The following is a 25,703-nucleotide window of genomic DNA, read 5'->3' as shown; positions in this document are numbered from 1 at the left end:
CCTTCATAAAAATTATGAATCAATCCCCGAGCCTTGGCAAGTCGTTTAATTGATAATTAATCGTGAAGGGGCCGTGAGCGTTCCGTCCTTGACAGCGCCCCGCGGGCCACGGCCACCACGCGGAGTGTACGCGGCGCGGGCGCGGCTTCCTCTATCGACTCCGCCCCCCTCGCCTCGGTTCCCACGGGTGGGCCAATTATTTCTTGCGATCGCGAATGTTGTCACCCGCAGCCTCGAGGCTCGCTCCTCTTGAATCAGGGGGATCCGTCATCCCGTCGCCGCCATGACAACAAGTCAATCGATAGCGTTATCGCCGTCGTGATGTACTGAATTGACACGTCATCTGCAATATTGCGCGACGGATACGCCATGGGCGCGCCGAGGCCGGAATTAAGCATCAATCTCGTCCGTAATCCGCCCATGATCGCATTTGTTGCCCCGGTGTTGTGGCAACATGGCATCAAGTCGAGGTGATCGCGGTCACATCGCGATCACATGGGCTCTACTCCCGGAAAATTCCCCGCACTACTCGCGAGACTTGACAATCCGGGCGAGTTCACTGTCTGGACACGCCCATATAGCGGTGCTATAGTGAGCGAAGCGCGAGAGGACACTAGATGTAGCGTGTCGCCCCCGACACCCGCCGAGCGTCCACCCTCCGTGCTACCGGGCATCCTGCGATCGCACTGCCTTCGACATTCGATGCCGGGCCCCCGGGCCCAAACGCGCCCCACACCCCGCAAACCTTTCATCGCCAACGCTACGGTTATTGGTAGGAGTCATTCATGCTGAGCAAAAATGCGGTCACGGTCCTCGAGAAGCGCTACCTGCGCAAGGACGAGAGCGGTTCGGTCTGCGAGACGCCCGAGGATCTCTTCCGCCGGGTGGCCTCGACGCTGGCCGCCATCGACGCCGACTACGGCGCCACCCCCACCGAGGTGAAGGAGACCGAGGCCAGGTTCTACCGCCTCATGTACGAGCTGGACTTCCTGCCCAACTCGCCCACCCTCGCCAACGCGGGCACCCGCACCGGCCAGCTCAGCGCCTGCTTCGTCCTGCCCGTGCCCGACGACCTGGGCGGCATCTTCGAGACCATCAAGCATGCCGCCTTGATCCACCAGACCGGCGGCGGCACCGGCTTCGCCTTCAGCCGCCTGCGCCCCAAGAACGACCTGGTCAACTCGACCAAGGGCGTCAGCTCGGGCCCGGTCAGCTTCATGGACGTCTTCAACGCCGCGACCGAGAGCATCAAGCAGGGCGGCATGCGCCGCGGCGCCAACATGGGCATCCTGCGCGTCGACCATCCGGACATCCTCGACTTCGTCCGCCACAAGGAAGACCTCTCCAAGCTCACCAACTTCAACATCTCCGTGGCGGTCACCGATGCCTTCATGGAGGCCCTCGAGGCGGGCAGCCACTACCACCTGCATAACCCCCGCTCGGGAGAGATCGCGGGCACCCTCGAGGCCCGCATGGTCTGGCGCGAGATCATCCAGCGCGCCTGGAACACCGGCGAGCCGGGCGTGGTCTTCATCGATCGCATGAACCGCTACTGCCCCGTGCCCTGGATGGGCGGCTACGAGTCGACCAACCCGTGCGGCGAGCAGCCCCTCATCCCCTACGAGAGCTGCAACCTGGGCTCGATCAACCTCGAGAACTTCGTGCGCATGGACGCCGGCGGCAAGACCTTCCTCGACTACGACGCCCTGCGCGAGGCGATCCACGTCTCGACCCACCTGCTGGACAACGTCATCGACGCCAACCACTACCCGATCCCCGAGATCCGCGAGGTCACCCTCGCGACCCGCAAGATCGGCCTGGGCGTGATGGGCTTCGCCCGCATGCTGTTCCGCCTGGGCGTCGGCTACGGCAGCGAGGCCTCCCTCTCGATCGCCGAGGAGCTGTTCAGCTTCATCGACTTCGAGTCCAAGTTCGCCTCGATCAAGCTGGCGCAGACCCGCGGCGCGTTCTCCGGCCGCGACGGCCACGAGGGCGAGTCCAACGCCTTCTTCGAGCGCCTCTTCGTCGAGCGCGATCGCAACCCCGGCCGCCACCCCTCGGCCAACTACCTGGACCTGGTCGCCCTGGTCAAGGAGTACGGCATCCGCAACTCGACCACCACGACCATCGCGCCCACCGGCACCATCTCGATCATCGCCGACACCTCGGGAGGCTGCGAGCCGGTCTTCGCCCTGGCCTTCAAGCGCTGGCAGGCCGATACCCACATGGTCGACGTGGACAAGGTCTTCCTCGATCACGCCAAGCTGCACGGCTACTACAGCGACGAGCTGATGGCCGCCGTCGAGGCCAATCACGGCAGCCTCATGGACCTGCACGGCTTCGACCTGCCGGCCAAGGCCGCCGAGGTCTTCGTCTCGGCCCACGACATCAGCCCCCGCGAGCACGTGCTGATCCAGTCGGCCTTCCAGAAGTACAACGACTCGGCCACCTCCAAGACCATCAACTTCGCCGAGGACGCGACCATCGAGGACGTGGAGGCCGCCTACACCATCGCCTGGCAGACCGGCTGCAAGGGCATCACCATCTACCGCAACAACAGCCGCCAGTTCCAGCCGCTGAGCGTCCCCAAGGCCGAGCCCAAGAAGGCTGAGCAGCCCTCCAAGGCCATCGCCCCGGCGCTCGAGCCCCAGGCCCCCATCTACGCGCTCTCGCCTCGCCCCCGCACCCGATCCGAGGACCTGTACGGCTTCACCCGCGTCACCATGACCGGCGACGGCAAGCTGTACACCACGGTCAACTACGACGAGCAGGGCATCCGCGAGGTGGTGACCAACGTGGGCCGCTCGGGCGGGACGCTCAACTCCCTGTCCGAGGGCATCGGCCGGCTGATCAGCCTGGCGCTCCAGTACAACGTGCCGGTGGACGAGCTGGCTGCCCAGCTGATCGGGATCCGCGGCGCGAACCCCTCGGGCTTCGGCCCCAAGCAGACCCTGAGCATCCCCGACGCCATCGGCAAGGTGCTCAAGGACAGCCCGCGCCAGCTCGGCGCGATCCTCTCGGCCCAGCCGGTGGTCCAGCCGAGCCCCGAGCCCCAGGCCGTCGAGGCCTACACCTACGCCGGCGAGGCGACGGTGAGCGGACGCTACGGCGTGCACGCGGTCGAGGTCTACGGCGAGTCGCCCGAGTGCCCCGAGTGCGGCCACTCGCTCGCCTTCGGCGAGGGTTGCGCGGTCTGCCACGGCTGCGGCTACTCGCGCTGCTCGTAGCACGATGACGAAGCGGCCCCCCGGCGTTTGCCGGGGGGCCGCTTCGTCGTTCTTCAGGAGGAGAGCGCCGAGAGCCGGTCGTACGCGCTGGCCAGGTGGTCCTGGAAGCACAGCACCGTCGCCTCCTTGCCTGCCTTTCCGACCGTCTTCCTGAGCAGGGTGCTCACCTGGCGCGACGAGTACCCCAGCAGCTGGAAGCGCGAGGCCACCTTGCCCGCGAGCAGCGGGATCGCCTCGGGATCGTGCGAGGCGAGGATGCCGAGCAGATCGCCCTTCTGGGCCGTCAGGTCCTGGATCACGTGCGCCAGCACCTCGTGGCTCGGCGCGGCGCTCGCGCTGGACTGCAGGATCTGGTCGTAGAAGCGGATCTGGGGAGCCAGATCCGCCATGGCCTCTTCCAGCTTCGGGTAGCGGATCACCTCGCGCGGCTCGCGATGGTCCCGGCGCACGTCGTCGATGTGGAAGCAGCCGATGTCCATGCTGCCGATGAAGTGCCACTCGTAGCCGTAGAGCTCGTACTGCTTGAGGAAGGCCTTCACGTCCATGTCGCTCAGCCACAAGAGGTGCTCGATCCGCTGGCGCACCTGGCGCACGCTCGTCGAGAACGCGACGGGATGGGTGTGGAAGGCCCCGATCTCGGGCACCTCCAGCGTGTTGGGGCGGCACCGGTAGCGCACCCCCACGATGCGCCGCTTGTTCGAATGGAAGACCCCCGTCGTGAGGTTCTGGTACGCCTGCAGCGTCCTGCCGCTCCCGCCGAAGACCCCGCCTCGCTCGTCGAAGACGAAGATCCGCCGCTTGTGAGCCAGCTGCCGGTTATCCTTCACGGTCAACGTGTTCAGCATGTTGATGCCGAAGTCTTGGACGAAGCGTTCGTGGACTGCGGGCTCGATCAGCACCCTTGTCTACCCCCTCTGCGTGTGGCTCGTACACGACTCATTTGCCCAGAACCTCCCGTGCTAATCGCAATTTTTGTAAATCCAAGCTCGCCGGTAACGGGCGACACGAGGACGTTTGAGCCCTATCTGAGCGACCTTCCGGGGCTTTCCTCCATGGAGCGATCGTGCTATTGTAAACAAGGATCATCCGAGACAAGGATCATCCGAGACAAAGATCGTCGGAGACATCGATCAGCTATCTCCATGGATCAGTCGCTGCAAAGGAGCCGCCCGGAATGTCGAGAATCAGCCGCGCCGTCGTCCCCGCCAAGGCGGGCCCCTTCCTGAAGTGGGCCGGCGGGAAGGGGCGTCTGCTCGCTCAGTACGAGTCGCTCTTCCCCAAGCGCTTCAGCCGCTACTTCGAGCCGTTCGTGGGGGCGGGTGCGGTCTTCTTCCACCTGGCCCCCAAGAAGGCCCTCCTCTCGGACACCAACCCCGATCTGGTCGCGTGCTACCAGGTGATCCGCGACGAGCTCCCCGCGCTGATCGAGCTCTTGAGGATGTACCGCCACGACCGCGACTTCTACTACCACGTCCGCGAGCTGGATTCCTCCGACCTCTCGGCGGTGCAGCGGGCCGCGCGCATGATCTTCCTCAACAAGACCTGCTTCAACGGTCTCTGGCGGGTCAACCGCCGCGGCCAGTTCAACGTCCCCTTCGGCGACTACAAGAACCCCAAGATCCTCGACGAGGACAACCTGCACGCCGTCAGCGCCGCGCTCCAGAACGTCGCGATCCAGCTGCGCCCCTTCGACGGCGTGGTCGCCGAGGCCCGGCGCGGGGACTTCATCTACATGGATCCCCCCTACCACCCGGTCAGCGCCACCTCGAGCTTCACGAGCTACGGCGCCGACGACTTCAAGCCGGATGATCAGCGCCGCCTGGCAGATGCTTTCCGCGCCCTCGACGCCAAGGGGGCCAAGGTCATGCTCTCCAACTCGGACACCCCCTTCATCCGCGAGCTGTACGAGGGCTACCGCATCGAGCAGGTGTGGTGCCGCCGGGCCATCAACCGGGATGCGGCCAAGCGAGGCGCCATCAGCGAAGTGGTCGTCCTGAACTACTAGCGCAAAGCGAGCGGGGGGCGATCCGATGGATCGCCCCCCGTGCTTTGGCTCAGTTCGCCGCCTTGTGCTGCTGGACCAGGTCCCCCAGGTTGAGCAGCGCCTTGTCCGGGACGATCACGAGGTTCGGGGCCTTCTGGATCGCCTCGGTCTGCAGCTTGGTGATCTCGATCTTGGTGTACTGCTCGGGGCTGATCCCGAGAGCGGCGCGGGCCTTGGCGCGCCCCTGCGCCTCGATCAAAGAGGCGTCCGCCTTGCCCTGGGCCTCGATGCGCTGGCGCTCGGCCTCCATGCGGGACTTCTCGAGGTTCTGCTTGGCCGCGAGCGTCTCCTGCTCGATCTGGGCCTTCATCTCGACGGAGCGCTTGATGGCCTCGGGCAGGCCGATGTCCGAGACGGCCACGGTCTCGATGGAGACGAAGTCGTCCCCGATCCCGTCGATATCGATGACGTCATTCTTGAGGCCGTTCTGAAGCACCTGCTTCATCAACGAAGCGACGCGCGCGCCGCGCGACTGGTAGACCTCGATGATGCCGTACTGGCTGAAGGCGTAGCCCGCCGCTTGCTGAATGACCGGCTCCCAGCGCGTGTTGACGAGCCCGTTCGCCCCGTTGAAGGGCTTCTTGTAGCGCTGGTAGAGGCGCACGACGTTGTCGTTGTCGATCGAGAAGTTGGGCTTGTACTGGACTCTCAGGTCGATCGAGATGCTCTGGCCCTCCTTGGTGTTGACCGAGAGGTTGTCCAGGTTGATGTTGTCGACCACGGTGGGGAACTCGTAGACCGCCGAGCCGAAGCCCACGAAGTGGATGCCCGCCGAGAGGGGCTTCGAGGCGATGCCGCCCGTGTAGACATTCGTCTTGACCCCGACGGCACCAGGCTCGATGGTCGTGCAGGCCCCGAGCCCGAACGAGGCCAAGAGGGCAGTGAAGAGCAGCAGGCCGGCGCCTGCGAGCACGGGCTTGGTGAGGGACGGCTTGGATGACAGGAGTTCCTTCAAGGATCGATCCTTTCAGTCGCGAGAGGGTCGTAGGGGCCCAGGTGAAGCTGCCCGCAGCCAGGGCAGACGTTGTCGTGGGCCCTCAGCAGGGCCAGGTCCTGACAGCTGGGGCAGAGGCGGGCCTGCCGGCGCGCGACCCAGGCGCGGTAGGTCGCCCGCGTGATGAGGGCGACGGCCACCACCGCGAGCAGATCGCCCAGGAGGATCAAGAGAAAACGCATCCGAAGATCCTTCCTTGCCGGCGACGCGGAGCCGCAATACAGTCAAGTGAGCCTCCCCCGCATCATACCCCGCCTCGACGCGATCGCAGGGCGTCGGATGGACGACGAGCTGCGAAGGCAAGCGCCGCCAGGAACTCCGGCTCCCGACGCCGCGGCCCCTCGCTTCAATTATGTCAACAAAAAGGTGACTATGTTTAGATTTTCTCAATATTTCACAAAATAGCTACAGACAGGAGCGCCGGTGGGCGCCAGTTGCGCAAGGAGAAGTACATGAGCCTACGGGTCCTGATCGTCGACGACGCCCTCTTCATGCGACGCTGCATCGCCAAGCTCATCGAGGAGAAGGGGTGGAAAGTGGCCGGTGAGGCCTGCAGCGGCCGCGAGGCGATCGCGCTCTACCCGACCCTCAAGCCGGACGTGGTCACCATGGACATCACCATGCCCGACGGGGACGGCCTGGCCGCCGCGCGGGCGATCATCGCCGACGACCCCGGCGCGCGCATCGTCATGTGCTCGGCCGTCGGCCAGCAGGACATGCTGGTCGCCGCAGTGAAGGCGGGCGCCAAGGAGTTCATCGTCAAGCCCTTCCGCAAGGAGCGCGTGATCGCCGCCATCGAGGCGGTCCTGACCAAGTAGGCGGCGTGCCGAAGGGGCGAGCGCCGGGTATGATAGCGCCAGGAGGCCCATCCATGCGCAGACTGATCTACCTTGCGACCCTGGTGATGCTCGCGTTGAGCGCGGCGGGGTGCCGCACCGACCTCGGCAATCTCTTCGACGTCTACTGACGAGGCGCCGCTCGACGATCGAGAGCCGCCAAGACGCCGAGCGTCGGGGCGTCGTGCTATCCTGAAGACATGGATGTTTTCGCCGGAGAGCCCCTCCTCTCGCTGAGGGGCGTGACCCATCGTTTCCAAGGCCGCGCGATCCTCGACGACGTCAGCCTGACCGTTCACCAGGGCAACCGCCTCGGGCTCCTGGGCGTCAACGGCGCCGGGAAGTCGACCCTGATGCGGATCCTCTCGGGGCAGGAGCCCCCGGACGAGGGCGAGGTCGTGCGCGCGCGCGGCCTGCGCATCGGCTACCTGCAGCAGGAGTTCACCCTCTCCCCCGACGCGACCGTGCGCGAGAGCGTCGAGGCGGGGCTCGGCGAGGCCCGCGCCCTGCTCGCGCGCTATCATGCCCTCTCCCATGAGCTGGCCGACGACCCGGCGGCGGCCGCCGAGCACGGGCGCCTCCAGGCCGAGATCGAGCGGCTCGACGCGTGGAACCTCGACGTGGAGGTCTCGCGCGTCATGCAGCACCTGCGGGTGCCCGACCCCGACCGGCCCATCCGCGGCCTCTCGGGCGGCGAGCTGCGACGCGTCTCGCTGGCGAGCACCCTGGTGGCCCGGCCGGACCTGCTGGTGCTGGACGAGCCGACCAACCACCTCGACGCCGAGACCATCGCGTGGCTCGAGGGCTACCTGGCCAGCTACTCCGGCACCGTGGTGCTCGTCACCCACGACCGTTACTTCCTCGACAACGTCGCCGACCGCATGATCGAGCTGGACTTCGGGAAGCTCGCCGAGTACGTGGGCAACTACTCCGACTACCTCCTGCTCAAGGCCGAGCGCGAGGAGGCCCAGGCCAAGTCCGAGCACGTCCGCCAGATGACGATCCGTCGCGAGCTGCAGTGGGTGCGCAAGCAACCCAAGGCCCGAAGCACCAAGCAGCAGGCCCGCGTCGATCGCTTCCAGGATCTCGTCGATCAGGGGCCGCCCGACGCCCATGGGGAGTTCGACCTGGTCATCCCCATGACCCAGCGCCTGGGCAACAAGGTCGTCCACCTCAAGGGGGTCACCAAGCGCTTCGGCGATCGCACCCTCGTCTCGGACCTGGACCTGGAGCTTGCCGCCGGCATGCGCCTCGGGGTCATCGGTCCGAACGGGATGGGCAAGACCACCCTCATGCGCATGATCCTGGGCCAGGACCAGCCCGACAGCGGCACCATCGAGGTGGGGGTCAACACCCGCTTCGTCTACGCCGACCAGGGGCGCCACCTGCTCGATCCCGAGAAGACCGTGGTCGAGGAGGTGGCGGGCGAATCCCAGTGGGTCTCGATCGAGGATCGCCAGATCACGGTGCGCAGCTACCTCAAGCGCTTCCTCTTCACCGACGAGCAGGCCAACACGCCCGTCAAGCGCATGTCGGGCGGCGAGCAGAACCGGGTGCAGCTGGCCAAGCTGCTGAGGACCGGCGGCAACGTCCTGATCCTGGACGAGCCGACCAACGACCTGGACCTGATGACCCTGCGCGCCCTCGAGGACGCCCTGGTGGCCTTCAAGGGCTGCGCGCTGGTCGTCAGCCACGATCGCTACTTCCTCAACCGGGTGGCGACGGGGATCCTCGCCTTCGAGGGCGATGGCAAGATCGTCTACTCGGAAGGCTCCTACGATCGCTACCTGGAGCGGCGCGCCGTCCCCGCGGCCCCCAAGCCCGGTCCCGCCGCGCCGAGCGCCTCCACGAGGCCCGAGCGACAGGCCCAGCGCAAGATGAGCTACAAGGAGACCAAGGAGCTCGAGACCATCGAGGCCCGCATCGAGGAGGCCGAATCGAGGGTCGCCGAGCTCGAAGGCATGCTCCAGGACCCGGGCCTCTACGCGGAGCGCGGCCACGAGGTCCAGGCCCTGCTCGACCAGGCCGACGCGGCCAAGCGCGAGGTGGAGACCCTCTACCTGCGCTGGCAGGAGCTCGAGGCCATCCGGGACGGCCTCGCCCCGGTAGAGGCATAAGGCGAAGGGGGCGGGAAATCCCGCCCCCTACTCGTTCAGACCGTCCGAACCAGCAAGTATCGCCCCTGGGGCCGCAGCGCCCCGCCGGAGCCGAGCGCGTTGCCGTGCGAGTCGGTGATGGTGGCGAGGCCGTTTTCGATCGCCACCCGATCCTCGGGGCCCAGGCGCCCCGCCAGGTCCCGCACCGTCGCCCCCAAGAAGAAGCGATGCGGCGTGCCGTCCAGCGTCACCTCGAAGGCCTCCATCGCGGCTAGCCGACGTGCATGGTGGCAGGCAGGCGGTTGGTCAGCAGCATGACCAGGATCAAGGCCCCCAGTACCAGGCGATACCCGATGAACAGCCACATGGTCCCGCGCTGGAGGTACGCCAGCAAGAAGCGGATGCTCAGGTAGCCCACCACGGTCGAGACCACCGTCCCCACGACGAAGGGCACGGTGTTCGGGCTTTGCAGGAGGTGGTCGGCGAGCGATCGGCCGGGATGATTCAGGCCGAAGTCGTCCACGTAGTGCTTCACCTTGAAGAGGGTGCTCGCGAAGATGATGGGAATACCGAGCAGGAAGGAGAAGCGCGCCGCCGCCGTCCGGCTGAAGCCCATGAACATGGCCGCGGTCATGGTCGCGCCCGAGCGCGAGGTGCCGGGGATCAAGGCGCAGGCCTGGCCGATGCCGATCACGAGCGCATCCAGCCAGCGCAAGCCCTTCAGCTCTCTCTGGTGCCGGGCGACCACCTCGGCGAGCGCCAGCAAGAGGCCCACCCCGATGAGGGTCGCCGCAATGACGTAGGGCGAGCGGAAGGTCGTCTCGATGTGCTTCTCGAGCAGCACGCCCGCGACGCCTGCCGGGACCGAGCCCAGGATCACGAGCCATGCGAGACGCTGGTCGGGATCGTTGGCGAGGTCCGGCTTGCTCAGGCTGCGGATCCAGGCCCAGAGCATGTTGCGGATATCCGTCCAGAAGTACCAGATGACCGCCAGGAAGGTCCCGCCCTGGAGCACCACGTCATAGGTCAGGCCCGGATCGCGCCAGTTCATGAACCAGGGGACGAGGATGAGGTGGGCGGTGCTGCTGACGGGCAGGAACTCGGTGATGCCCTGCACCACGCCCAGCACGACGGACTGAAGCAGATCCAACGGGGGGTCCTTTCTCGGGGTGGGTCGAAAAGACGAGCGGTCAAACCCTGGGATTTTACCATATGAGCGCGCCGAGATGGGCGTCATGACGATGCCTCGCGCCTGCCGGGGGGAACGGCGGGCGCGAGGCGTCTGGATGGATTGAGCTGTAGGGGGAGGGTCTAGCCCTGGGTCTGGGGAACTCCGAGGTTGATGACCGAGCCGAGGCCGACGGAATTGCCGGCGAGGGTCTTGATCTGGTCGTAGGAGGGGGGCGAGTAGTTGCGGCCGTTGCCCGCCGACTCGATGGCCTTGGCGGCCATGGCGCCCCAGATGATGCCGCGCTGGATCTGGGCGGACCAGTCGTCGCCGGCGTACTTGGAGAGCTCGCCGGGGTTCTTGATGCCGGCCTTGACGAAGAGGTGGGCCCACTGAGGCTGCATGCCCTGGACGCGCATCATGTCGGCCATCTGGCCGTACTGGATGAGCTGATCCTTCGGGATGCCCGTGAGGAACGAGGTGATGGCGCGGCGGATGCCGCCGCCGGTGGCGAAGCGCAGCATGCCGGGGCTCGCGAGGAAGACGCGGTTCAGCCTGGCCAGGTCCTGCTCGTTGCCGAGGAGCTGGTTCATCTGGTTGAGGGTGTCGCTGCCCTGGGCGGCCATCTGCTGGGCGGGCGCCTGGGCCTGGGCGGTCTCGCCGCCACCTGCCTTGACGGGCCCCGCCACGCGGGTCGGCATCAGCGCGATTGAACGTTGAACTTGCATCGTCATTTCCCCCTTGAATCGAGCACCACTTAACAGCTCACAAACGTTATAGGGAGCGCTGGGCGGATCTTTCTTAAGGCCTCATTAATCCATGGCTAAATCCCAGCTAAGGCTCACGCTCGAATGCGCTCGAGCAAGCACGGCGTTCGATTGACAACCGTCCGAGGAAGTTGCTATGCTGAACACGCCTTTTCGGGGCGTAGCGCAGCTTGGTAGCGCATCTGCTTTGGGAGCAGAGGGTCCTGGGTTCGAATCCCAGCGCTCCGACCATTTCTCTAAATCACCGTGCGGGTGTAACTCAGTGGTAGAGTTCCTGCCTTCCAAGCAGGCTGTCGTGGGTTCGAATCCCATCGCCCGCTCCAATTACGAGCCCTCGGATTTCGGTCCGAGGGCTTTTGCTATGCGCCGGTACAAGTTTCAATACTTGAAACGAATGAAACAGATGAAACGAGTTTTGTTTCACGGGTCGGCAAGCGGGTAATCCCTGCTCAATCATGGGTACGATTTCCCTATGAGTATTTGGTCACAGCAATGTAAACACTCCGGGAGTTCGCCTTCAGTGGATATGACCGCCTCTCCAACTCTGAGCATTCCGCCACTTGGTCGAAACAAGCTCATTCTCAGCAATCCATCATTCTCTGACAGTCTCATAGACGAGTTCACAGCCAGTCTTGAAGTGGATGGCCTGCAAGCCTCTGCAACCATCGACGACTACTTGGGCGGTGGTCTACCTGAGTTCTTCCAAGATTTGGCAGAGCACTGGCAGGAATGGTCAGGTGAAAAGGTATGGAAATCACGAGATGGCGTTCTTCAAATCGCCTGCACGTCTGATCGCACTGGTCAGCACCAAATGGCGGTCACCCTCGATCCTGCTAGATTGATGAGCACACCTTGGACGGTCAAAGCAACGCTTCAGATAGAAGCCGGGCAACTGGAGCAAATTTCAAATACTTCTCGGGCGTTTTTCGCATTCCACCAATAACACATGATGACCATTACAAATATCGCAAAGAAATATCTTATATATACCAAGAAGAGCCTTCCTGGATTTATTATTTTCTCCCTCGTTATCTGGGTAGTGGCATATTCCAGTCTTGTTCGCAGCGATGCAATGAGCATGACACTGACCCGCCTATCAAACGACCCTTACATCAGAAACGAATTCGGAAATCCAGAAATTGTATTGCTTCTCCCAATTGACTCATACTATCAGTACGTTGGAGAAACTGGCGATTCTGCATTACGCTTATGGATTCATGGATCAAAGAAAAATGGACAAGTTCTTGTAAAGTTGAAAATGAATAATGGAGTGTGGAATATATACAAAATTCAATGAGCGTAAAAATATTCAGTGTACGCCTTTAAGGTAGTGACCTAAAAAGGCGAGCCTGCATTCTCGCGCTCGTTGAGGTGTCAGCCATTGCTCGGCGAATGCTGTCAGCAACGGTCATCAGCCGAGAGTGATCGTTAGCGAACTCCACCCAGATCTCTTCCTCAAGCTTGCTGCCTGACGTTAGACCGCTTGACCTGACACCCTCGGTTGACCCGATCGAATTTTGGATCTCACGCGGTTCGTGCGGTTCCTCGGTTGAACTCCTGCGGGCTTAATAGGCCCAAGGCGCTGTGAGGTCTGACCTGGTTGTAATCGTCTCGCCAGGCGCTGATTAGCGCCCGAGCGTGCAGCATGTTCTTGAAGACGTGCGTATTGAGGCACTCGTCCCGGAACTTGCCGTTGAAGGACTCGATATACGCGTTCTCGACCGGCTTGCCCGGCCGGATGAACTGCAAGCTCACTCCTTTCTCGTAGGCCCACTCGTCCAGTGCCTTACCTGCGAACTCGGGGCCGTTGTCGATCGTTATGGCCTCCGGCAGGCCCCGCGTGGCGGCCAACTCGTTCAGGACGCACACCACCCGCGCACCAGGTAGCGAGAAATCGACCTCGATGGCCAGGCACTCGCGGGTGTAGTCGTCGACGATGTTCAGCGTACGGAACCTCCGGCCATCCCTCAAGCCATCGCTTACGAAGTCCATGCTCCAACGCTGGTTCGATCGGCTTGGAGCGGGCATCCGTACCCTGGCGGCCGCTGCGATCTTCTTGCGCTTGCGGCGTCGGACCGCCAGGCCAAGTTCGCGGTAGACCCGGTAGACGCGCTTTCGATTGACTACCTCACCCTGGCGCCGGAGCATCGCCCAGAGCCGTCTGTAGCCAAAGCGAGGTCGCTCACGAGCCAGTTCCAGCAATTGCTCCTTGAGAGGCGCGTCGGAGACCGCCTTCTTGCTCTTGTATTGCCACACCGACTTGGCCAGATTCGCAAGCCCGCAGGCCCGGCGCTCGCTCAGCTGGAAGTTATCCACCCAGTACCGAACGAGACGTCGCTTGGCTGCGGGCTTCACCAGTTTTTTCCGAGGGCCGCCTTTAACGCCTGGTTGTCCAGGGTGGCATCCGCCAAGAGCAGCTTCAGGCGCCGATTCTCGTCCTCAAGCTGCTTCAGTTGCTTTGCTTGGCTGACTTCCATGCCGCCGTATTTGCGGCGCCAGTTGTACATGGTCTGATCGGTGACGCCGAGCTCGCGGCAGACGTCAGCCACCTTGCGGCCTGCATCGACCTCTTTGATCGCCCGGATGATTTGCTCTTCGGTGAAACGGCTGGATTTCATACTGCCCCTCCTCGGGTTCTATTCCCGGGAGATCCAAATTCTTGCTGACCCGGTTTTCGGGAGTCAGGTCAGGATTATCTTGCCATAGCACGGGAAGGAAGGCCGCATCCCGGGATACCATCAGGGAGTGAGCTTGCTATCGCATGGTTGGGTGCTTGATCGCAGGCAAAACGTCTGGTGCAATTCAGGGATGAATTGGGCCCCCACCATGAAGGTAGGGGCCAGAGAGGGGTCTGTAACCGCTTGAATCGCAAGCTATGTGGCGGTGTCGCCTCTAGGGTGTTTACCGTCCCTTTTCAGTTTGCTTTGGGTCTCACCCCTCGCACCTTCAATGTACCCTGTTCGGTCAATAATACCGTCCGTAGCCGCTACCGAACTTCAATACCGATCGATGCCTTAGGGTATTACAATAATTAAGCAATAAACATCCTTTTAATCAATAAATTACAAAGTAGCAAAAGATTCGAGGAGATATAAACCCTCTATTCTTTCCCAACGAAAGTGGCCCCCGCCATGAAGGCAGGGGCCGGAGGGGTCTGTAACCGCATTAATTGCAAGCCTTGTGGCGGTGTCGCCTCTAAGGGTGTTTACCGTCCCTTTTCAACTTTGCTTTGGGTCTCACCCCTCGCACCTTCAATGTACCCTGTTCGATCAATAATACCGTCCGTAGCAGCTACTGAACTTCAAATCGAATAATATGTCCCCCACAGTGGGATTTCTCACACAATAACGGACTAAATTGTCATTTATCGGATTGGGAGGTCGTGTGGACCTGCTCGACGGTCGCGGCGATACGACCGTCGATGGTCGAGGGGAAGAGCTCGCGGTTGGTCGGGACATCCAGGCTGATGGCCTGGCGGATCACCAGGCGACTGGGATCGTGGACCACCCAGAAGTCCTTGCCGAGCCCCTCCGCGTCTCGGATGAGGATGGAGTCGAAACCCATCTCCTTGGCATAGCGCGGCAAGTACCGCGTGTAGGAGTTATCGACCAGAGGATTCACCGGCACGTTCGGCTTGACGTAGGGCGCGTTCACCGGGTCGGTCAGATCGGTGGGATCGAAGCGCGCCTTGGCCCATTCGAGGAAGCGATCCTTGTCCGCCAGGAAATCCAGCACCTTGCCGGTGGCCACCTCGGTGGTGACGACGACAGGCTGCTTGTTCTTCCCCAGCGATCGCGAGATGGTGACGTTGTCGGCGTACCCCACCCCCGTCTTCGGCGAGGTCGCGAGGTAGACGCCGCTGCCATAGTCGCCGATCTCGCTCGGCTTGAAGCCGTTCTTGACGATCAGCTCGCCGATCTCCTCGCGGGTCCCGTGGAAGGCCAGCCGACGATCGCCGACGTCCGAGAGCCCGTCGAAGCTGCCCCGGTCTACGTCAACAACGTGCAGATCGCGCTTACCCTGCACGCTCCAGTCGACGGCCTCCTGTACCTGGCGAATTCCTTCCTGCCGGACCTGCTCGAGGCTCATGTCGTTGGTCTTGACCCCGCCGTGGGCGTCGGCCTGCTGATGCGCGAGCTTCTCCCGGACCTTGTCGGCCAGCGTGTCGTAAGCGCGCTGCGCCGAGGAAGGGGTGAGGTTCTTGGGCTTGATCGCCTCGGCCGCCTTGTGGAGTGCCTTGCCGGCTCCGTAGCCCACCGCCTGGAGGCCGGCGTTGGCGTAGTCGGCCCCGAGCTCGCCCGCCTCTTTTTCGAGCTCCGAGCGGGTCTCGCTCCGGGCGATATCCACCTGGTTCTTGGCGAAGGAGGCCCCGAGCGTCACCAGGCCGGCTGCGCCGGCCGCCGACCCCAGGGTACCCGCCAGGGGCAGGATCGCCAGGGAGGCGCCCCCCGTGAACGGAGCCGCGACGAAGGCCCCCGCGACCAGCGCCAGCGAGCCGAGACCCGCGTACGCGGCCCCGAGGTTCGCCGTGGCGACCACCCCGTCGAAGGGATCCCGCTTGAAGCGATCGGCCACCGAGGCGACGGCCTTGTCCGGATGAACGACGAGATCCCCGATCCCCCTGGCGATGCTCTTGAGGGTGCCGAGCGGATGCGTGAAGACGCCGGCAAGGGTGCCGCCCGCCTCGGACAGGGCGATCCGGTTGCCCTCTTTCAGCTTCTGGGCGGTCGAGAGGTGGAGGCGATCCGGCACCGCGCTCAGCTTCGCGGTCCCCTTGCGAATGGCGGAGGTAACGCTGGCCGATAGCTTCTGCGTGCCGCGCTTGACCGTGGTCGCAAGCGGACTGGAGCGGCGGATGCCGGTTTCGCGAATGGGCTCGGTCATGAGGGGGCTCCTTGAATCGGTGGGAAGCTTGCGCCGTGGCGTGCGCGGCCGCCTAGAAGGCCCCCCAGTCCTGCTTGCCCGGCAGGTAGTTGCTCGGGCAGATCAGCCTGAACATGCGGGCCACCTGCTGCGATCGCGCCAGGTTCTCCTCCCGCTCGGCGATCGCACCGGCAGCCAGCGAATCGACCTGCTGCGCGATCGCTGTTTCGGTGGCGTGGTCCTTCTCGGCCTCGCCTGCGAACTCGCCCCGGATCTGCTCCAGCTCGCCGGCGTCAAGCCAGAAGCCGCCGCAGCCCGGACACTCATCGACCGTCACGCGCCGCCGGACACTCGCGAAGTGCTTGAAGAGCGCGACGCCGGCGCACTTCGGGCAGCGGCGCTTCTCGTCTCGAACGGACGCCCGATCCCCCGCCGGTCGAATGGAGAGCAGGGCTTCCCCTGCGGCTTCATGGGCTTCGTCCACCTTCTTGAGCTCGAAAGCGTCGAACCAGAGCCCACCGCAGCCCTGAACACAGGCATCGACGACGATCGTCCCCGCCGGGACCTGGCTCAGGGAATGGCCGCAAGCTGGACAAGTCATGAACGCCCTCCAAGCAAACAAGTACTCCACTATTTCTTACCCGGCCCCCGCCCGCGGAAATCTCGGCATGCCGGCTCCTCGGCGCTGGAACGACCGATGCTTCACGGGGTAAACTCTCTTCAGCCCCCTTAACGGAACCGGAAACCATGACCCCACCGCCGACTGAATCCCTCAAGGACCTTCCCATCCTCCCCTTCGCCTCCCAGGAAGACTGGCGCGCATGGCTCGCCGACCACCACGCCCGGGCCCCGGGCGTCTGGGTGCGCCTCTACAAGAAGGGGAGTGGGCAGCCCACCCTCACCTATGCGGAAGCCCTCGACGAGGCCCTCTGCTACGGCTGGATCGACAGCACCAAGAACGCGTACGACGCGCACAGCTACTTGCAGCGCTTCTCGCCCCGCAAGGCGCGATCGCCCTGGTCCAAGGCCAACCGGGGGCACGTCGCGCGCCTCATCGAGGCCGGCAAGATGCAGCCCGCTGGCCAGCAAGCCATCGAGGAGGCCAAGCGCAACGGCCAGTGGGACGCCGCCTACGACTCACCGAGCCAGGCGCGCATGCCGGAGGACTTCCTCGCCCTGCTCGACCGGCACCCCGAGGCCAAGGTCTTCTTCGAGGGCCTCGACAAGGCGAACCGCTTCGCCCTCTACTACCGCATCCAGTCGGCCAAGAAGCCAGAGACGCGTGCCCGGCGCCTCGCGTGGGCGCTCGAGCTGATGCTGAGGCAAGAGAAGATCCACTGAGCCTCGCCTGGTGGACTCCGGATATTCCTTTACAATTGGGAGCGGCTTTCCGAATGATCCGAACGCACCCCATTACAAGGAGGCACCATGGCGACCATCACCTTCAAGGGCAACCCGATCCACACGTCCGGCCAGCTCCCGCCGGTCGGCACGACGGCCCCCGACTTCACCCTGACCAGGACCGACCTCGGCGACGTCTCGCTCAAGAACTTCGCGGGCAAGCGCGTCATCCTGAACATCTTCCCGAGCATCGACACGGGCGTCTGCCAGGCGTCCGTCCGCAGCTTCAACGCCTCGGCCGAGAAGCTCGACAACACCGTCGTGCTCTGCGTGTCGAACGACCTGCCCTTCGCGCACGCGCGGTTCTGCGGCGCCGAGGGCCTCACCAACGTGGTGTCCCTGTCCGGCTTCCGTCACCACGAGTTCGCCGAGCGCTACGGCCTGACCATGCAGGACGGCCCCCTCGCCGGGCTCCTGTCGCGGGCGGTGGTCGTGATCGACCCGCAGGGCAAGATCGTCTACGAGGAGCAGGTCCCCGAGATCGCCCAGGAGCCGAACTACGCGGCCGCCCTCAAGGCCCTGGCATAAGCCCCCGTGCGGCCCCGGATCATTCCGGGGCCGCCGCCTTTCGGGCCACCTCGTTCGTGCGAAGCGTGGTCGGGTAGACGTCCACGAGCGCCCAGGCGTCGTACCCGACAAAAACTCACCGCCGTGACGAGCACGCGCGATCGCACATGCCCTCGCGCCCGCAGAACCTCAGGCGACCACTTGCTCGCGCCGAGGCGTGATCCCGGTGGGGCTGGGCTTGCCGACCAGCCAGCTCCCCCCGGGCAGCGCCCCGACGAGACAGACCAAGGCGAGCGAGGCGAGCAGCATGAGCAACACCCTCAGGAACAACGGAGCATTCAGGAAGGCGGGGACCGCGGACAAGGCCCCGTTCACGAAGGGGTGTACCAGGTAGATGCCGAACGAACGGCTGCTGATGAGGCCGATGAGCGGCGGCAGCTCTCGCTCCTTTAGCTGCGGCCACCTTGCCACCCACCATGCGATGAACAACAAGGCGTAGACGATCACCGCCGGGCCGCGGCTGGTCGACAGGATTTCCCGCTGCACGCTCGAAAGCGACCCAGGACCGAAGACATGTAGTTGGACGGCCACGAGACCGGCAGCCGCGAGCAAGGCAGCGTTCAGGGGGAGCGCGTGGCGGCGCCAGAACGCGGGCAGCCAGCTCGGCTCGGTGGCGCAGAGGGCCCCGAGGACGACGAAAGGAAGCCAGCCAGGCAGAAGCCACTGCCAGCGATTCACCTGGACATCCAGGCCAAGCCAGGCACACGACCAGACGAGCGATACCAGCAAGCTCGGCAGCAAGAGCCGCCGCCAGTCGAGGGGCCGCCCCCACACGCGCAGCAGCACGTACAAGGCGTACACCTGGATCATCAGGGGCACGAAGAAGAGGTGGCTCCCACCGCCCGTCAGGAAATGGATGCCGATCTTGAGGAACTGTCGCTGCTGCACGAAGGGCGCGATCTGGATCAGCGAGACCAGAAGGAAGGGCAGCACGATGTACTGAAAGCGCCGCTGCACGAAGCGGCGCACGTCGAAGGGCGTTCGCCCCGAAGCCCCGAACATCAGGTAGGCCGAGATGAAGAGCAGGAGCGGGGTGCCGAAGCGCGCGAGCTGGTTGAGCGATTCCAGGAGCGGTTGCAGCGGCTCCTGCGGACCGGTGAAGGCGTGCACGAACAGGACGGCGATGCAGCCTGCGGCTCGCATCCCGATCAGGTGACGATTGATGCTCTCTTTCATGGACGCCTTCCCCATCGTGCCAGGCGCCACAAAATAGCACCTTCTCCAGCTTAGAGCACGGGAGGCGACTTGTGGGTGCAGCATGGCCCCTTCGAGAGTAGGCTTTTTTGCCTACGGTATTAGGTTCGCGCCGCCAGCGCGACATCACAGCCCGAAGCTCGCCCGGTCGCTTTCGAGCTCGTCGCGCTGCAGGCGATTGGGCAGGCCCTGGCGGTGCGCGAGGTAGGCGATCGCCTGGGTGACGACCGGAGTGGTCAGGAGCAGGACGAGCGCCGTCAGGACTGCCTTCCCCCCTTGCCCGGGCGGCAGCAGGGCCCCCGAGGAGAGGTGGACCAGGACCGCGCCCATGGTCGTCACCTTGGCCAGGGCGTTGAGGCGCGCGTAGACGTCGGGAAAGCGGTAGATGCCGACCACCCCCGCCGCGGTGATGGCGATGCCGAGCAGCAGGGCGCACAGGCCGATCCAGGCGATCATGCGTCGAACACCTTGCCGCCGGCGATGAACTGGGTGAGCACGATGGTGCTGGTGAAGGCGAGGAAGGCCGCGACCAGGGCCGCGTCCAGGTAGAGCTCAGACCCGCCGAGGATGGCGGCGATCGCGAGCACGAAGGTCAGGATCGCCACCGTGAGGTCGCCCGCCAGCAGCCGGTCCGGGATCGTGGGGCCGGTGACGACCCGCCACGTGGTGGCGAACGCGAGAAGGACCAGGAAGGAAAGCGCCGCGATCAGCACCGCGTTCAGCATCAGATGACCTCCTTGAGGTAGCGCGCGTAAAGGGCGAGGATCTCCTGGCGTGCCGCCTCAGGGTCCGCGGCATCCAGGATGTGGACGTAGAGGACGTGCGCCTCGGAGTCGATGTCCACGATCAACTGACCGGGTGTCAGGGAGATCCCGTAGGCGAGCAAGATGAGGGCCGCGCGCGACGCCTCGGGGAGCCGGACGGCGATGATCGCGGACTGGACGTCCTGCCGAGGCCGCACGACCTTGGCGAAAACCCGCAAGGTGGCCCGCGGGATCTCGGGGGCCACGAAGCCCAAGAGGTAACCGACCGCCCCTCGAAGCCAGGGCAGCGCGCGTGAAGGCGCAAGGCGCAGCGGCGCATCCACGAGGCGCTGCGTGATGCCCCAGGCGCTCAGCACGACAGGTGCGCCCAGGCACCACTCCGGCACGTCGGCGCGGCCGATCAGGGCAAACCAGACCAGCAAGGCTGCGCTCGAAAACAGCAGGAAGGCGACGTTCATCGCGCCCCCCGCTCGAGCCGCGCGGCGATCAGGGCATCGGCGCTCGCGAGGCTCCACTCCCAGAGAGGAGCAGGGGCCACCCCGATCAGCAGCACCACGAGCGACAGGGCCGCGATCGCACCGGACGAACCGAGGTTCGCCCGACCCGCCAGGGGCCTCGCGTGCGCCGGTCCCCAGAACAGGCACTGGTACGCCCGCACGCAGTACCCGAGCGTCATCACGCTCGCCAGCGCCAGGAGTCCCACCCACGGCCACAGGGCGAGCCGGGCCCCTTCCGCGAGCAGGCCTATCTTCCCCACGAAGCCCGCGGTGAGCGGCATCCCCACAAGCGAGAGCGCACCGATCAGGTAGCCCGCCGAGGCCATGGGCATTCCCCTGCCGGCTCCCTCGAGCTCGGCGAAGGCGGTCTGGCCCACCCGGTCGGTGACGCTGCCGGTGGCAAGGAAAAGCAGGGACTTGGCAAGCGAGTGGGCGACCAGGAAGAAGACGGCCGCCCCCAGCGCCCCGGGACTTCCCATCCCGAGCCCCAGCAGGACGAAGCCCAGCTGGCTCACCGTGGAGAAACCCAGGAGGCGCTTGGCATCGCTCTGGCGCCAGGCGGCGATCGCCCCGAACAGGATCGAGGCGGCCCCGATGACGAGAAAGGCCTTCTCCAGGCTTGCGCCCAGGAGCAGGGGCCAGAAGCGCAAGAGGCCGTACAATCCCACCTTGACGAGCAGGCCCGCCAGCAGGACGCTGCCCGGCGTGGTCGCCGCCGCGTGGGCGTCCGGCTGCCAGAAGTGGAACGGGAAGATCGCGCCCTTGAGCAGGAAGGCCACCAGAAGAAGCGGCGCTGCCCAGCGGGCGGGGGTTTCGAGGCGCGCCGTCACGTCGGCCATGCTCAGAGCCCCCGTCCAGCTGTAGAGCAGACAAATGGCGGTGAGCAGGCAAATGGATCCGATCACGCTCTGGGCCGAGTACTTCCAGGCGGCCTCGAAAGGCGCATGCTTGCCCATCGCGACGAGGAGGTACGAGGAGACGGCGACCAGCTCGAAGCAGACGTAGAAGTTGAAGAAGTCGGCCGTCATGAACAGGCAGTTGAGGGCGAGCAGCAGCAAGGGGAAGGCCATGTGGTAGACGGGACGCCCGGTGGGTGCCCCCCCTTGCCACGTCTGGCCCAGATGGCAGGCAGCTCCCGCGCTGAAGAGGACGCCCGTCAGCAGCAACATCAGACGGCTGAGGGGGTCGGCGCGCAGCAGGATCCCGAGCGGCTCCCCCCAGCCGCCAGGGGCGTAGGTGAGCGGTGCGGGCCCCGCCGCGAAAAGGGCCGCGCTCAAGATGCAGGAGCAAAGGGCCATGGCCATGATGACGAGCGCCTGCATGCGAGGCCGGCTCCGCGCCGAGAGCACGGCCACGAAAGCCGCCAGAGGGGTGATGAGCAGCCACGCGAGGCTCATCGCCGCCACCGTCGCATGGCCTCGGCGTCCAGGGTGTTGCGCGCCTGGGCGAGGCGTGCCGCCAGGATCAGCAGGAAGGTGGCGAGCCCGAACCCGATGACGATCGCCGTCAGGACCATCGCCTGGACCAGCGGATCCACGTAGGGGCCGCGGAGCTGGGCGAAGGGGGCGGCCCCCGTCGGCACGGTTCCGAGCGCCATGATGAGCAGGTTGACACCGTTGAAGGCCATGTATATCCCGAAGGCGATGCGCAGCAGATCCCTGCCGAGCAGCTGGTAGCAGCCGATGGTGAAAAGCAGGCCGACGGCCACCGCGTAGACGGCCGTCATACCTCGTTCTCCGTGACGCCGCAGAAGGCCGCGAGCATGGACCCGCTCACCGTGAGGAAGAGGGCCAGATCGAAGAGGGTGGTGCTCGAGAGGGCGTAGGGCCCGAGCGGGATCTTGAAGACCTCGAGGGCCGATCCGCCCCACGCCAGCGGCACAGCAACCAGGACGAGCAACAGGAGGCATCCCGCGGTCATGGCACGGGCGAAGACCGGTGGCGGCAAGCGGCGGGCGGCCTCGGCGCGCCCCATGACCGCGTACTGGAGAAGGACCACCAGGAGCAGGAGGATGGAGGCGGTGAAACCCTCGCCGGGCAGCTCGCTTGCATAGAGGATCTCCTGCCAGGCAATCACCCAGGTCACCCCGAACACCAGAGCCGCAACGAAGCGCACGAGGGGATTATTCATGGGATTCCTCCCGACGCCGGAAGAGAGCCACCACCGCGAGGGCCGCCGCGGCGAAGACCAGGATCTCGATCGCCGTGTCGAGCGCCCTGAAGTCGGTCAGGATCGCCGTCACGAGATCCCACATCCCGCTCAGCGCGTGACCATCGGCCGCATAGCGCTCGCCCATCGAGGAGTGGGGGGCGCGCCCTCCCACCCAGTAGGTGAGCCAGCCGATGATGGCGCCCACCCCCATGGAGATGGCCCATCGCCCCCAGTCACGGCGGCCCGCCGTCAGGATCCGGGTCTGCTGCGGATTGATCTGCCGGCTCTGGTTCAGGGCCACCACGATCGAGAAGGTCGCGAGGGTCTCGACCAGCACCTGCGCCAGAGCCACGTCGGGCGCGTGCATGAGGGCGAAGACCACCGCGAGCGCGTAGCCCGAGATGGTCAGCGCGATGACGGCGAGCACGTGGAAGCGCAGCCAGATGGTCGCTGCCGCGGCCAGCAGCACGACCGCGAGCATGAGGGTGACGGCGAGATCGAAGCGCGCGGGCACCGGGAGCGTCCCCCACGAGATCCCCCACCAGCAGCCGACCGTGAGCAGGGCGGCCGCGCTCAGCTCCCAGCGCAGGTAGTGCCTGAGGTTGCCGTCGTGAAGGCCGAGCAGGGTCTCGGAGGCGGCGGAGTACCACCCGAGCATGTGCTTGCCGCCGAAGGCGAAGCGACTGGGGAGCCGGCACAGCCACTCCTCCGGCAGCACCCCGCGCCGCCATAGGGCCCAGAGGCCCGCCACGCAGGCCAGGACCACGAGGCTGAGCAGCAGCAGGCCACTGAACTTCAGCTCGACGCTGAAGGGCGCGGGGTGGCGCAGGACGCTCTCGATCGCAGGGTCCAGCAGGGCATGGTTCATCCAGTTGGGAGCCAGGCCCGCGGCCAGCGAGACCCCGGCGAGCAGGGCTATCGCGAAGGTCATGCGCAGCGGAAGGCGCTCCACGTGGAGCGGAGCCGGCAGATCGCCCCGGAAGATCTCGTTGAAGAAGCGCATCATGTAGAGGAAGGTGAGCCCCCCTCCGGCGAGCAGGGCCCCGAGCAGGAGCCAGGCGTCGTTCTCGAGGGCCGCGTGGAGCAGCTCCTCCTTGTAGTAGAAGCCGCCGAAGATGGGCACCCCCCCGAGGGACAGGGCCAGGACGACGGCCAGGACAGCGAGCACGGGTTGACGATGGGCCAGGCCGCCGAGCGCCTCGAAGCGCTTCTCGCCGGTCAGGTGCGTCACCGCCCCGCTGAGCAGGAACAGGCCCGCCTTGATGAACGCGTGGATGAAGAAGGCGTAGAGCCCCGCCTGCGCCCCTGCCTGGGTGCCGAGCCCGAAGGCCAGGACGATGAAGGCGTACTGGCTGACGGTGGAGTAGGCCAGCATGGCCTTGAGCTCGTCCTGCCGCAGGGCGATGAGCCCCCCCAACAGCCCACCCACCAGGCCCGAGGCGATGAGCAGCCAGTGCCAGGTGGGCGTGCCGCTCAAGAGCGGGAAGAAGCGCGCCAGTAGATAGATCCCCGAGGCGATCAGCGCAGCGGAGTGAAGGTAGGCGCTCACCGGCGTCGGCGCCGCCATGGCTCCGGGCAGCCAGCTGGAGAAGGGGACCTGGGCGCTCTTGGCGAGGGCCCCGGCCGCGATGAGGGCAGCCCACACGGCGAGGGACGGGGTGTGCGGCCCGACCCGGCCCGCAGCGAGCAGCTCGCCGAAGCCCCACGCCCCGACGCTCAGCCCGAGCCCGACGAACCCGACCAGCATCATGACGCCGCCGGCGGTGGTCATTCCCAGGCTGCGCAGGGCGCCCTCGCGCGCGCGGGCCTCGTGATGCCAGAAGCCGATGAGCAGGAAGGAGGCGAGGCTCGTCAGCTCCCAGAAGACGTAGAACCCGAGCAGGTGCCCCGAGAGCAGGAGGCCGAACATGCAGCCCGTGAAGGCGCTAAGCAGGGCGTAGTAGCTCGACTCGCTGCGATCGCCGTGCTCGGCATGCTGGGCATGGGGCAGGTATGCCCCTGAGAACAGGACCACCACCACGGCGATCCAGGCCGTCAGCATGAGGAAGAGGAAGGAGAGGCCGTCGTAGGCCACCGAGAGGCGACCGCCCGGGACGCTCAGCCAATCGAGCTCGGCGACGGTGACCAGGTGCGCGCCGGGAGAGAGGTCTCGCCAGGCGAGCGTCAGGCTCAGCGCCGTCAAGAGGCTGCCCCCGAGGGCCGCGCGGCTGGCCCAGCGCTCCAGGCCCTTGGGCAGGAGCGCCAGCAGCGCCGCGAACAGCCACGGCAGGATGATGGCGATGACCAGCACGTTCGACACGATCGACCCCTCGCTTCGACACCCCCGAGTGTAGAAGCAGGCGAACGAGCCAAGGCTGGTCAGAGTGGCCAGTTCTTTTCGGCGCGCCAAAAATAAGCGCGCCCCGGAAGGCATCCGGGGCGCGCGGGATCCAGGCGAGGGGCTAGGCTTGTTCGAATGCCTTCTTGAGCAGCGGCTCGATCTCGCCCTTCTCGGCCATGGGATCGAGGATGTCGGTGTCGCCGTAGAACTCGCCGTTGATGAAGACCTTGGGCAGGGTGGGCCAGTTGGTCATGCGGCTGAGGACCTCGCGCTTCGCCGGGTTGCTCAGGACGTCGATCACCTCGTAGGCGTAGCCGTACCGATCGAAGAACTGCACGGTCTCGCGGGTGAACCCGCACATGGGCATCGTCTTGGTACCCTTGCCGTAGACCAGGATCTTGTGCTCCTGGATCTCGCGGCGGACTTCCTCTTCGACGGCCGTGTCGGCCATCTTGAACAGCTCGCTCATGGGGTCTCCTCTTCAGTGGGGGCGGGGACGGTCAGGACTTGGTCTCGGTGCGGATCTCGAGGGCATGGATGCGCCCGTCGCTCATGGGGTCGCTCAGGACCTGGTAGACAAGGCGCTGGCGGTCCAGCGGGTTCTTGCCCTCGAAGGCATCGGAGACGATCCGCAGGATGAAGTGGTCCGAGGTGCCCGTCTTGTCGGTCACCGTCACCTCGGCGTCGGGCATGGCCTGGCGGATGTACTGGGTCAGGTGCTCGGGGGTGATCATGGGTGGCGGTTCTCGCTCCTCAGGTGCGTCCGGGATTGAATCGGACAAATACGGTCTTTTTAGTAAACTTCAACTCTAAC

At 65.2% G+C, this 25,703-nt stretch carries 26 protein-coding genes and 2 tRNA genes; 9 read left to right on the top strand and 19 right to left on the bottom strand.

Features of this window, described 5'->3' with window-relative positions; translation table 11 throughout:
- The first annotated feature begins 785 nt into the window (after nucleotides 1-785).
- Complete coding sequence (locus V6D00_05345) at nucleotides 786-3,227, top strand: vitamin B12-dependent ribonucleotide reductase (GenBank protein HEY9898586.1); 2,442 nt, start codon at nucleotides 786-788, stop codon at nucleotides 3,225-3,227.
- Between the two features lie 53 nt (nucleotides 3,228-3,280).
- Here the strand turns inward: V6D00_05345 and V6D00_05340 are convergent, their stop codons facing one another.
- Nucleotides 3,281-4,126 carry a hypothetical protein gene (locus V6D00_05340; GenBank protein ID HEY9898585.1) on the bottom strand — a complete coding sequence of 282 codons (846 nt, stop codon included), beginning with the start codon at nucleotides 4,124-4,126 and terminating at the stop codon, nucleotides 3,281-3,283.
- Between the two features lie 275 nt (nucleotides 4,127-4,401).
- Between V6D00_05340 and V6D00_05335 the strand changes: the two genes are divergently transcribed.
- Nucleotides 4,402-5,232, top strand: a complete 831-nt coding sequence (locus tag V6D00_05335) for a DNA adenine methylase (GenBank protein ID HEY9898584.1) — start codon at nucleotides 4,402-4,404, stop codon at nucleotides 5,230-5,232.
- 49 nt (nucleotides 5,233-5,281) lie between these two features.
- Here V6D00_05335 and V6D00_05330 read toward each other — a convergent pair whose 3' ends face one another.
- Nucleotides 5,282-6,226, bottom strand: coding sequence for a prohibitin family protein (locus V6D00_05330; GenBank protein ID HEY9898583.1), 945 nt, complete (start codon nucleotides 6,224-6,226; stop codon nucleotides 5,282-5,284).
- Nucleotides 6,223-6,447, bottom strand: coding sequence for a hypothetical protein (locus V6D00_05325; GenBank protein ID HEY9898582.1), 225 nt, complete (start codon nucleotides 6,445-6,447; stop codon nucleotides 6,223-6,225). Before V6D00_05325 ends, V6D00_05330 begins: the two co-directional genes overlap by 4 nt.
- A 270-nt stretch (nucleotides 6,448-6,717) precedes the next feature.
- Between V6D00_05325 and V6D00_05320 the strand changes: the two genes are divergently transcribed.
- Together V6D00_05320 and ettA are read left to right on the top strand one after the other, a co-directional pair.
- Entirely contained in the window at nucleotides 6,718-7,083 is a 366-nt protein-coding gene (locus V6D00_05320) for a response regulator (protein ID HEY9898581.1), read from the top strand.
- A gap of 218 nt (nucleotides 7,084-7,301) precedes the next feature.
- Complete coding sequence (gene ettA, locus V6D00_05315; GenBank protein HEY9898580.1) at nucleotides 7,302-9,218, top strand: energy-dependent translational throttle protein EttA; 1,917 nt, start codon at nucleotides 7,302-7,304, stop codon at nucleotides 9,216-9,218.
- A 35-nt stretch (nucleotides 9,219-9,253) separates the two neighbouring features.
- Here the strand turns inward: ettA and V6D00_05310 are convergent, their stop codons facing one another.
- The 3 genes from V6D00_05310 to V6D00_05300 form a co-directional block, all read right to left on the bottom strand.
- Entirely contained in the window at nucleotides 9,254-9,463 is a 210-nt protein-coding gene (locus V6D00_05310; GenBank protein HEY9898579.1) for a hypothetical protein, read from the bottom strand.
- A 5-nt stretch (nucleotides 9,464-9,468) separates the two neighbouring features.
- Entirely contained in the window at nucleotides 9,469-10,347 is an 879-nt protein-coding gene (uppP, locus tag V6D00_05305) for an undecaprenyl-diphosphatase UppP (protein ID HEY9898578.1), read from the bottom strand.
- A 161-nt stretch (nucleotides 10,348-10,508) separates the two neighbouring features.
- A complete protein-coding gene (locus tag V6D00_05300; GenBank protein ID HEY9898577.1) occupies nucleotides 10,509-11,093 on the bottom strand; it encodes a DUF4332 domain-containing protein in 585 nt (194 codons plus the stop codon).
- Between the two features lie 193 nt (nucleotides 11,094-11,286).
- Between V6D00_05300 and V6D00_05295 the strand changes: the two genes are divergently transcribed.
- The 3 genes from V6D00_05295 (at nucleotide 11,287) to V6D00_05285 (ending at nucleotide 12,075) form a co-directional block, all read left to right on the top strand.
- Nucleotides 11,287-11,363 (top strand) — tRNA-Pro (locus V6D00_05295).
- 17 nt (nucleotides 11,364-11,380) lie between these two features.
- A tRNA-Gly gene (locus V6D00_05290) sits at nucleotides 11,381-11,455 on the top strand.
- 203 nt (nucleotides 11,456-11,658) lie between these two features.
- Nucleotides 11,659-12,075, top strand: coding sequence for a DUF6228 family protein (locus V6D00_05285; GenBank protein HEY9898576.1), 417 nt, complete (start codon nucleotides 11,659-11,661; stop codon nucleotides 12,073-12,075).
- A 581-nt stretch (nucleotides 12,076-12,656) separates the two neighbouring features.
- Here V6D00_05285 and V6D00_05280 read toward each other — a convergent pair.
- From V6D00_05280 to V6D00_05270, 3 genes are all read right to left on the bottom strand, one after another.
- A protein-coding gene (locus tag V6D00_05280) for an IS3 family transposase (protein ID HEY9898575.1) occupies nucleotides 12,657-13,750 on the bottom strand; the annotation gives its coding sequence in 2 pieces (ribosomal slippage) (nucleotides 12,657-13,495 and nucleotides 13,495-13,750; 1,095 coding nt in all).
- Nucleotides 13,751-14,492: 742 nt separating this feature from the next.
- On the bottom strand, nucleotides 14,493-16,016 hold the full coding sequence (locus V6D00_05275; protein ID HEY9898574.1) for a hypothetical protein: 1,524 nt from the start codon (nucleotides 16,014-16,016) through the stop codon (nucleotides 14,493-14,495).
- A gap of 52 nt (nucleotides 16,017-16,068) precedes the next feature.
- Nucleotides 16,069-16,596, bottom strand: a complete 528-nt coding sequence (locus V6D00_05270) for a zf-TFIIB domain-containing protein (protein ID HEY9898573.1) — start codon at nucleotides 16,594-16,596, stop codon at nucleotides 16,069-16,071.
- Nucleotides 16,597-16,742: 146 nt separating this feature from the next.
- Here V6D00_05270 and V6D00_05265 point away from each other — a divergent pair, with 146 nt between their 5' ends.
- Together V6D00_05265 and tpx are read left to right on the top strand one after the other, a co-directional pair.
- The gene (locus V6D00_05265) at nucleotides 16,743-17,336 is read left to right on the top strand and encodes a YdeI/OmpD-associated family protein (GenBank protein ID HEY9898572.1); all 594 of its coding nucleotides are present in this window, start codon (nucleotides 16,743-16,745) and stop codon (nucleotides 17,334-17,336) included.
- Nucleotides 17,337-17,423: 87 nt separating this feature from the next.
- A complete protein-coding gene (gene tpx, locus V6D00_05260; GenBank protein ID HEY9898571.1) occupies nucleotides 17,424-17,924 on the top strand; it encodes a thiol peroxidase in 501 nt (166 codons plus the stop codon).
- A gap of 168 nt (nucleotides 17,925-18,092) precedes the next feature.
- Here the strand turns inward: tpx and V6D00_05255 are convergent, their stop codons facing one another.
- From V6D00_05255 to V6D00_05210, 10 genes are all read right to left on the bottom strand, one after another.
- The gene (locus tag V6D00_05255) at nucleotides 18,093-19,139 is read right to left on the bottom strand and encodes an acyltransferase (protein ID HEY9898570.1); all 1,047 of its coding nucleotides are present in this window, start codon (nucleotides 19,137-19,139) and stop codon (nucleotides 18,093-18,095) included.
- A gap of 144 nt (nucleotides 19,140-19,283) precedes the next feature.
- On the bottom strand, nucleotides 19,284-19,613 hold the full coding sequence (gene mnhG / locus V6D00_05250) for a monovalent cation/H(+) antiporter subunit G (GenBank protein HEY9898569.1): 330 nt from the start codon (nucleotides 19,611-19,613) through the stop codon (nucleotides 19,284-19,286).
- Nucleotides 19,610-19,882 (bottom strand): monovalent cation/H+ antiporter complex subunit F, encoded by a 273-nt coding sequence (locus V6D00_05245; protein ID HEY9898568.1) that lies wholly within the window; start codon nucleotides 19,880-19,882, stop codon nucleotides 19,610-19,612. Before V6D00_05245 ends, mnhG begins: the two co-directional genes overlap by 4 nt.
- Entirely contained in the window at nucleotides 19,882-20,379 is a 498-nt protein-coding gene (locus V6D00_05240; protein HEY9898567.1) for a Na+/H+ antiporter subunit E, read from the bottom strand. The genes V6D00_05245 and V6D00_05240 overlap by 1 nt, the downstream gene beginning before the upstream one ends.
- Nucleotides 20,376-21,815, bottom strand: coding sequence for a proton-conducting transporter membrane subunit (locus V6D00_05235; GenBank protein ID HEY9898566.1), 1,440 nt, complete (start codon nucleotides 21,813-21,815; stop codon nucleotides 20,376-20,378). Before V6D00_05235 ends, V6D00_05240 begins: the two co-directional genes overlap by 4 nt.
- Nucleotides 21,812-22,144: a sodium:proton antiporter gene (locus V6D00_05230; GenBank protein ID HEY9898565.1), complete on the bottom strand. Its 333-nt coding sequence runs from the start codon at nucleotides 22,142-22,144 to the stop codon at nucleotides 21,812-21,814. The genes V6D00_05235 and V6D00_05230 overlap by 4 nt, the downstream gene beginning before the upstream one ends.
- Nucleotides 22,141-22,548, bottom strand: coding sequence for an MnhB domain-containing protein (locus V6D00_05225; GenBank protein HEY9898564.1), 408 nt, complete (start codon nucleotides 22,546-22,548; stop codon nucleotides 22,141-22,143). The genes V6D00_05230 and V6D00_05225 overlap by 4 nt, the downstream gene beginning before the upstream one ends.
- Nucleotides 22,541-24,868, bottom strand: a complete 2,328-nt coding sequence (gene mbhE, locus V6D00_05220) for a hydrogen gas-evolving membrane-bound hydrogenase subunit E (protein HEY9898563.1) — start codon at nucleotides 24,866-24,868, stop codon at nucleotides 22,541-22,543. The genes V6D00_05225 and mbhE overlap by 8 nt, the downstream gene beginning before the upstream one ends.
- A 142-nt stretch (nucleotides 24,869-25,010) precedes the next feature.
- The gene (locus V6D00_05215) at nucleotides 25,011-25,358 is read right to left on the bottom strand and encodes a glutaredoxin domain-containing protein (GenBank protein ID HEY9898562.1); all 348 of its coding nucleotides are present in this window, start codon (nucleotides 25,356-25,358) and stop codon (nucleotides 25,011-25,013) included.
- A 31-nt stretch (nucleotides 25,359-25,389) separates the two neighbouring features.
- Entirely contained in the window at nucleotides 25,390-25,623 is a 234-nt protein-coding gene (locus tag V6D00_05210) for a BolA family protein (protein ID HEY9898561.1), read from the bottom strand.
- Between the last annotated feature and the right edge of the window lie 80 nt (nucleotides 25,624-25,703).

It is taken from the genome of Pantanalinema sp., assembly GCA_036704125.1.
In the GTDB taxonomy this organism is placed as follows: domain Bacteria; phylum Cyanobacteriota; class Sericytochromatia; order S15B-MN24; family UBA4093; genus JAGIBK01.
The sequence above is the reverse complement of the archived record's forward strand: the minus strand, read 5'-3'. Positions and strand labels throughout refer to the sequence as shown.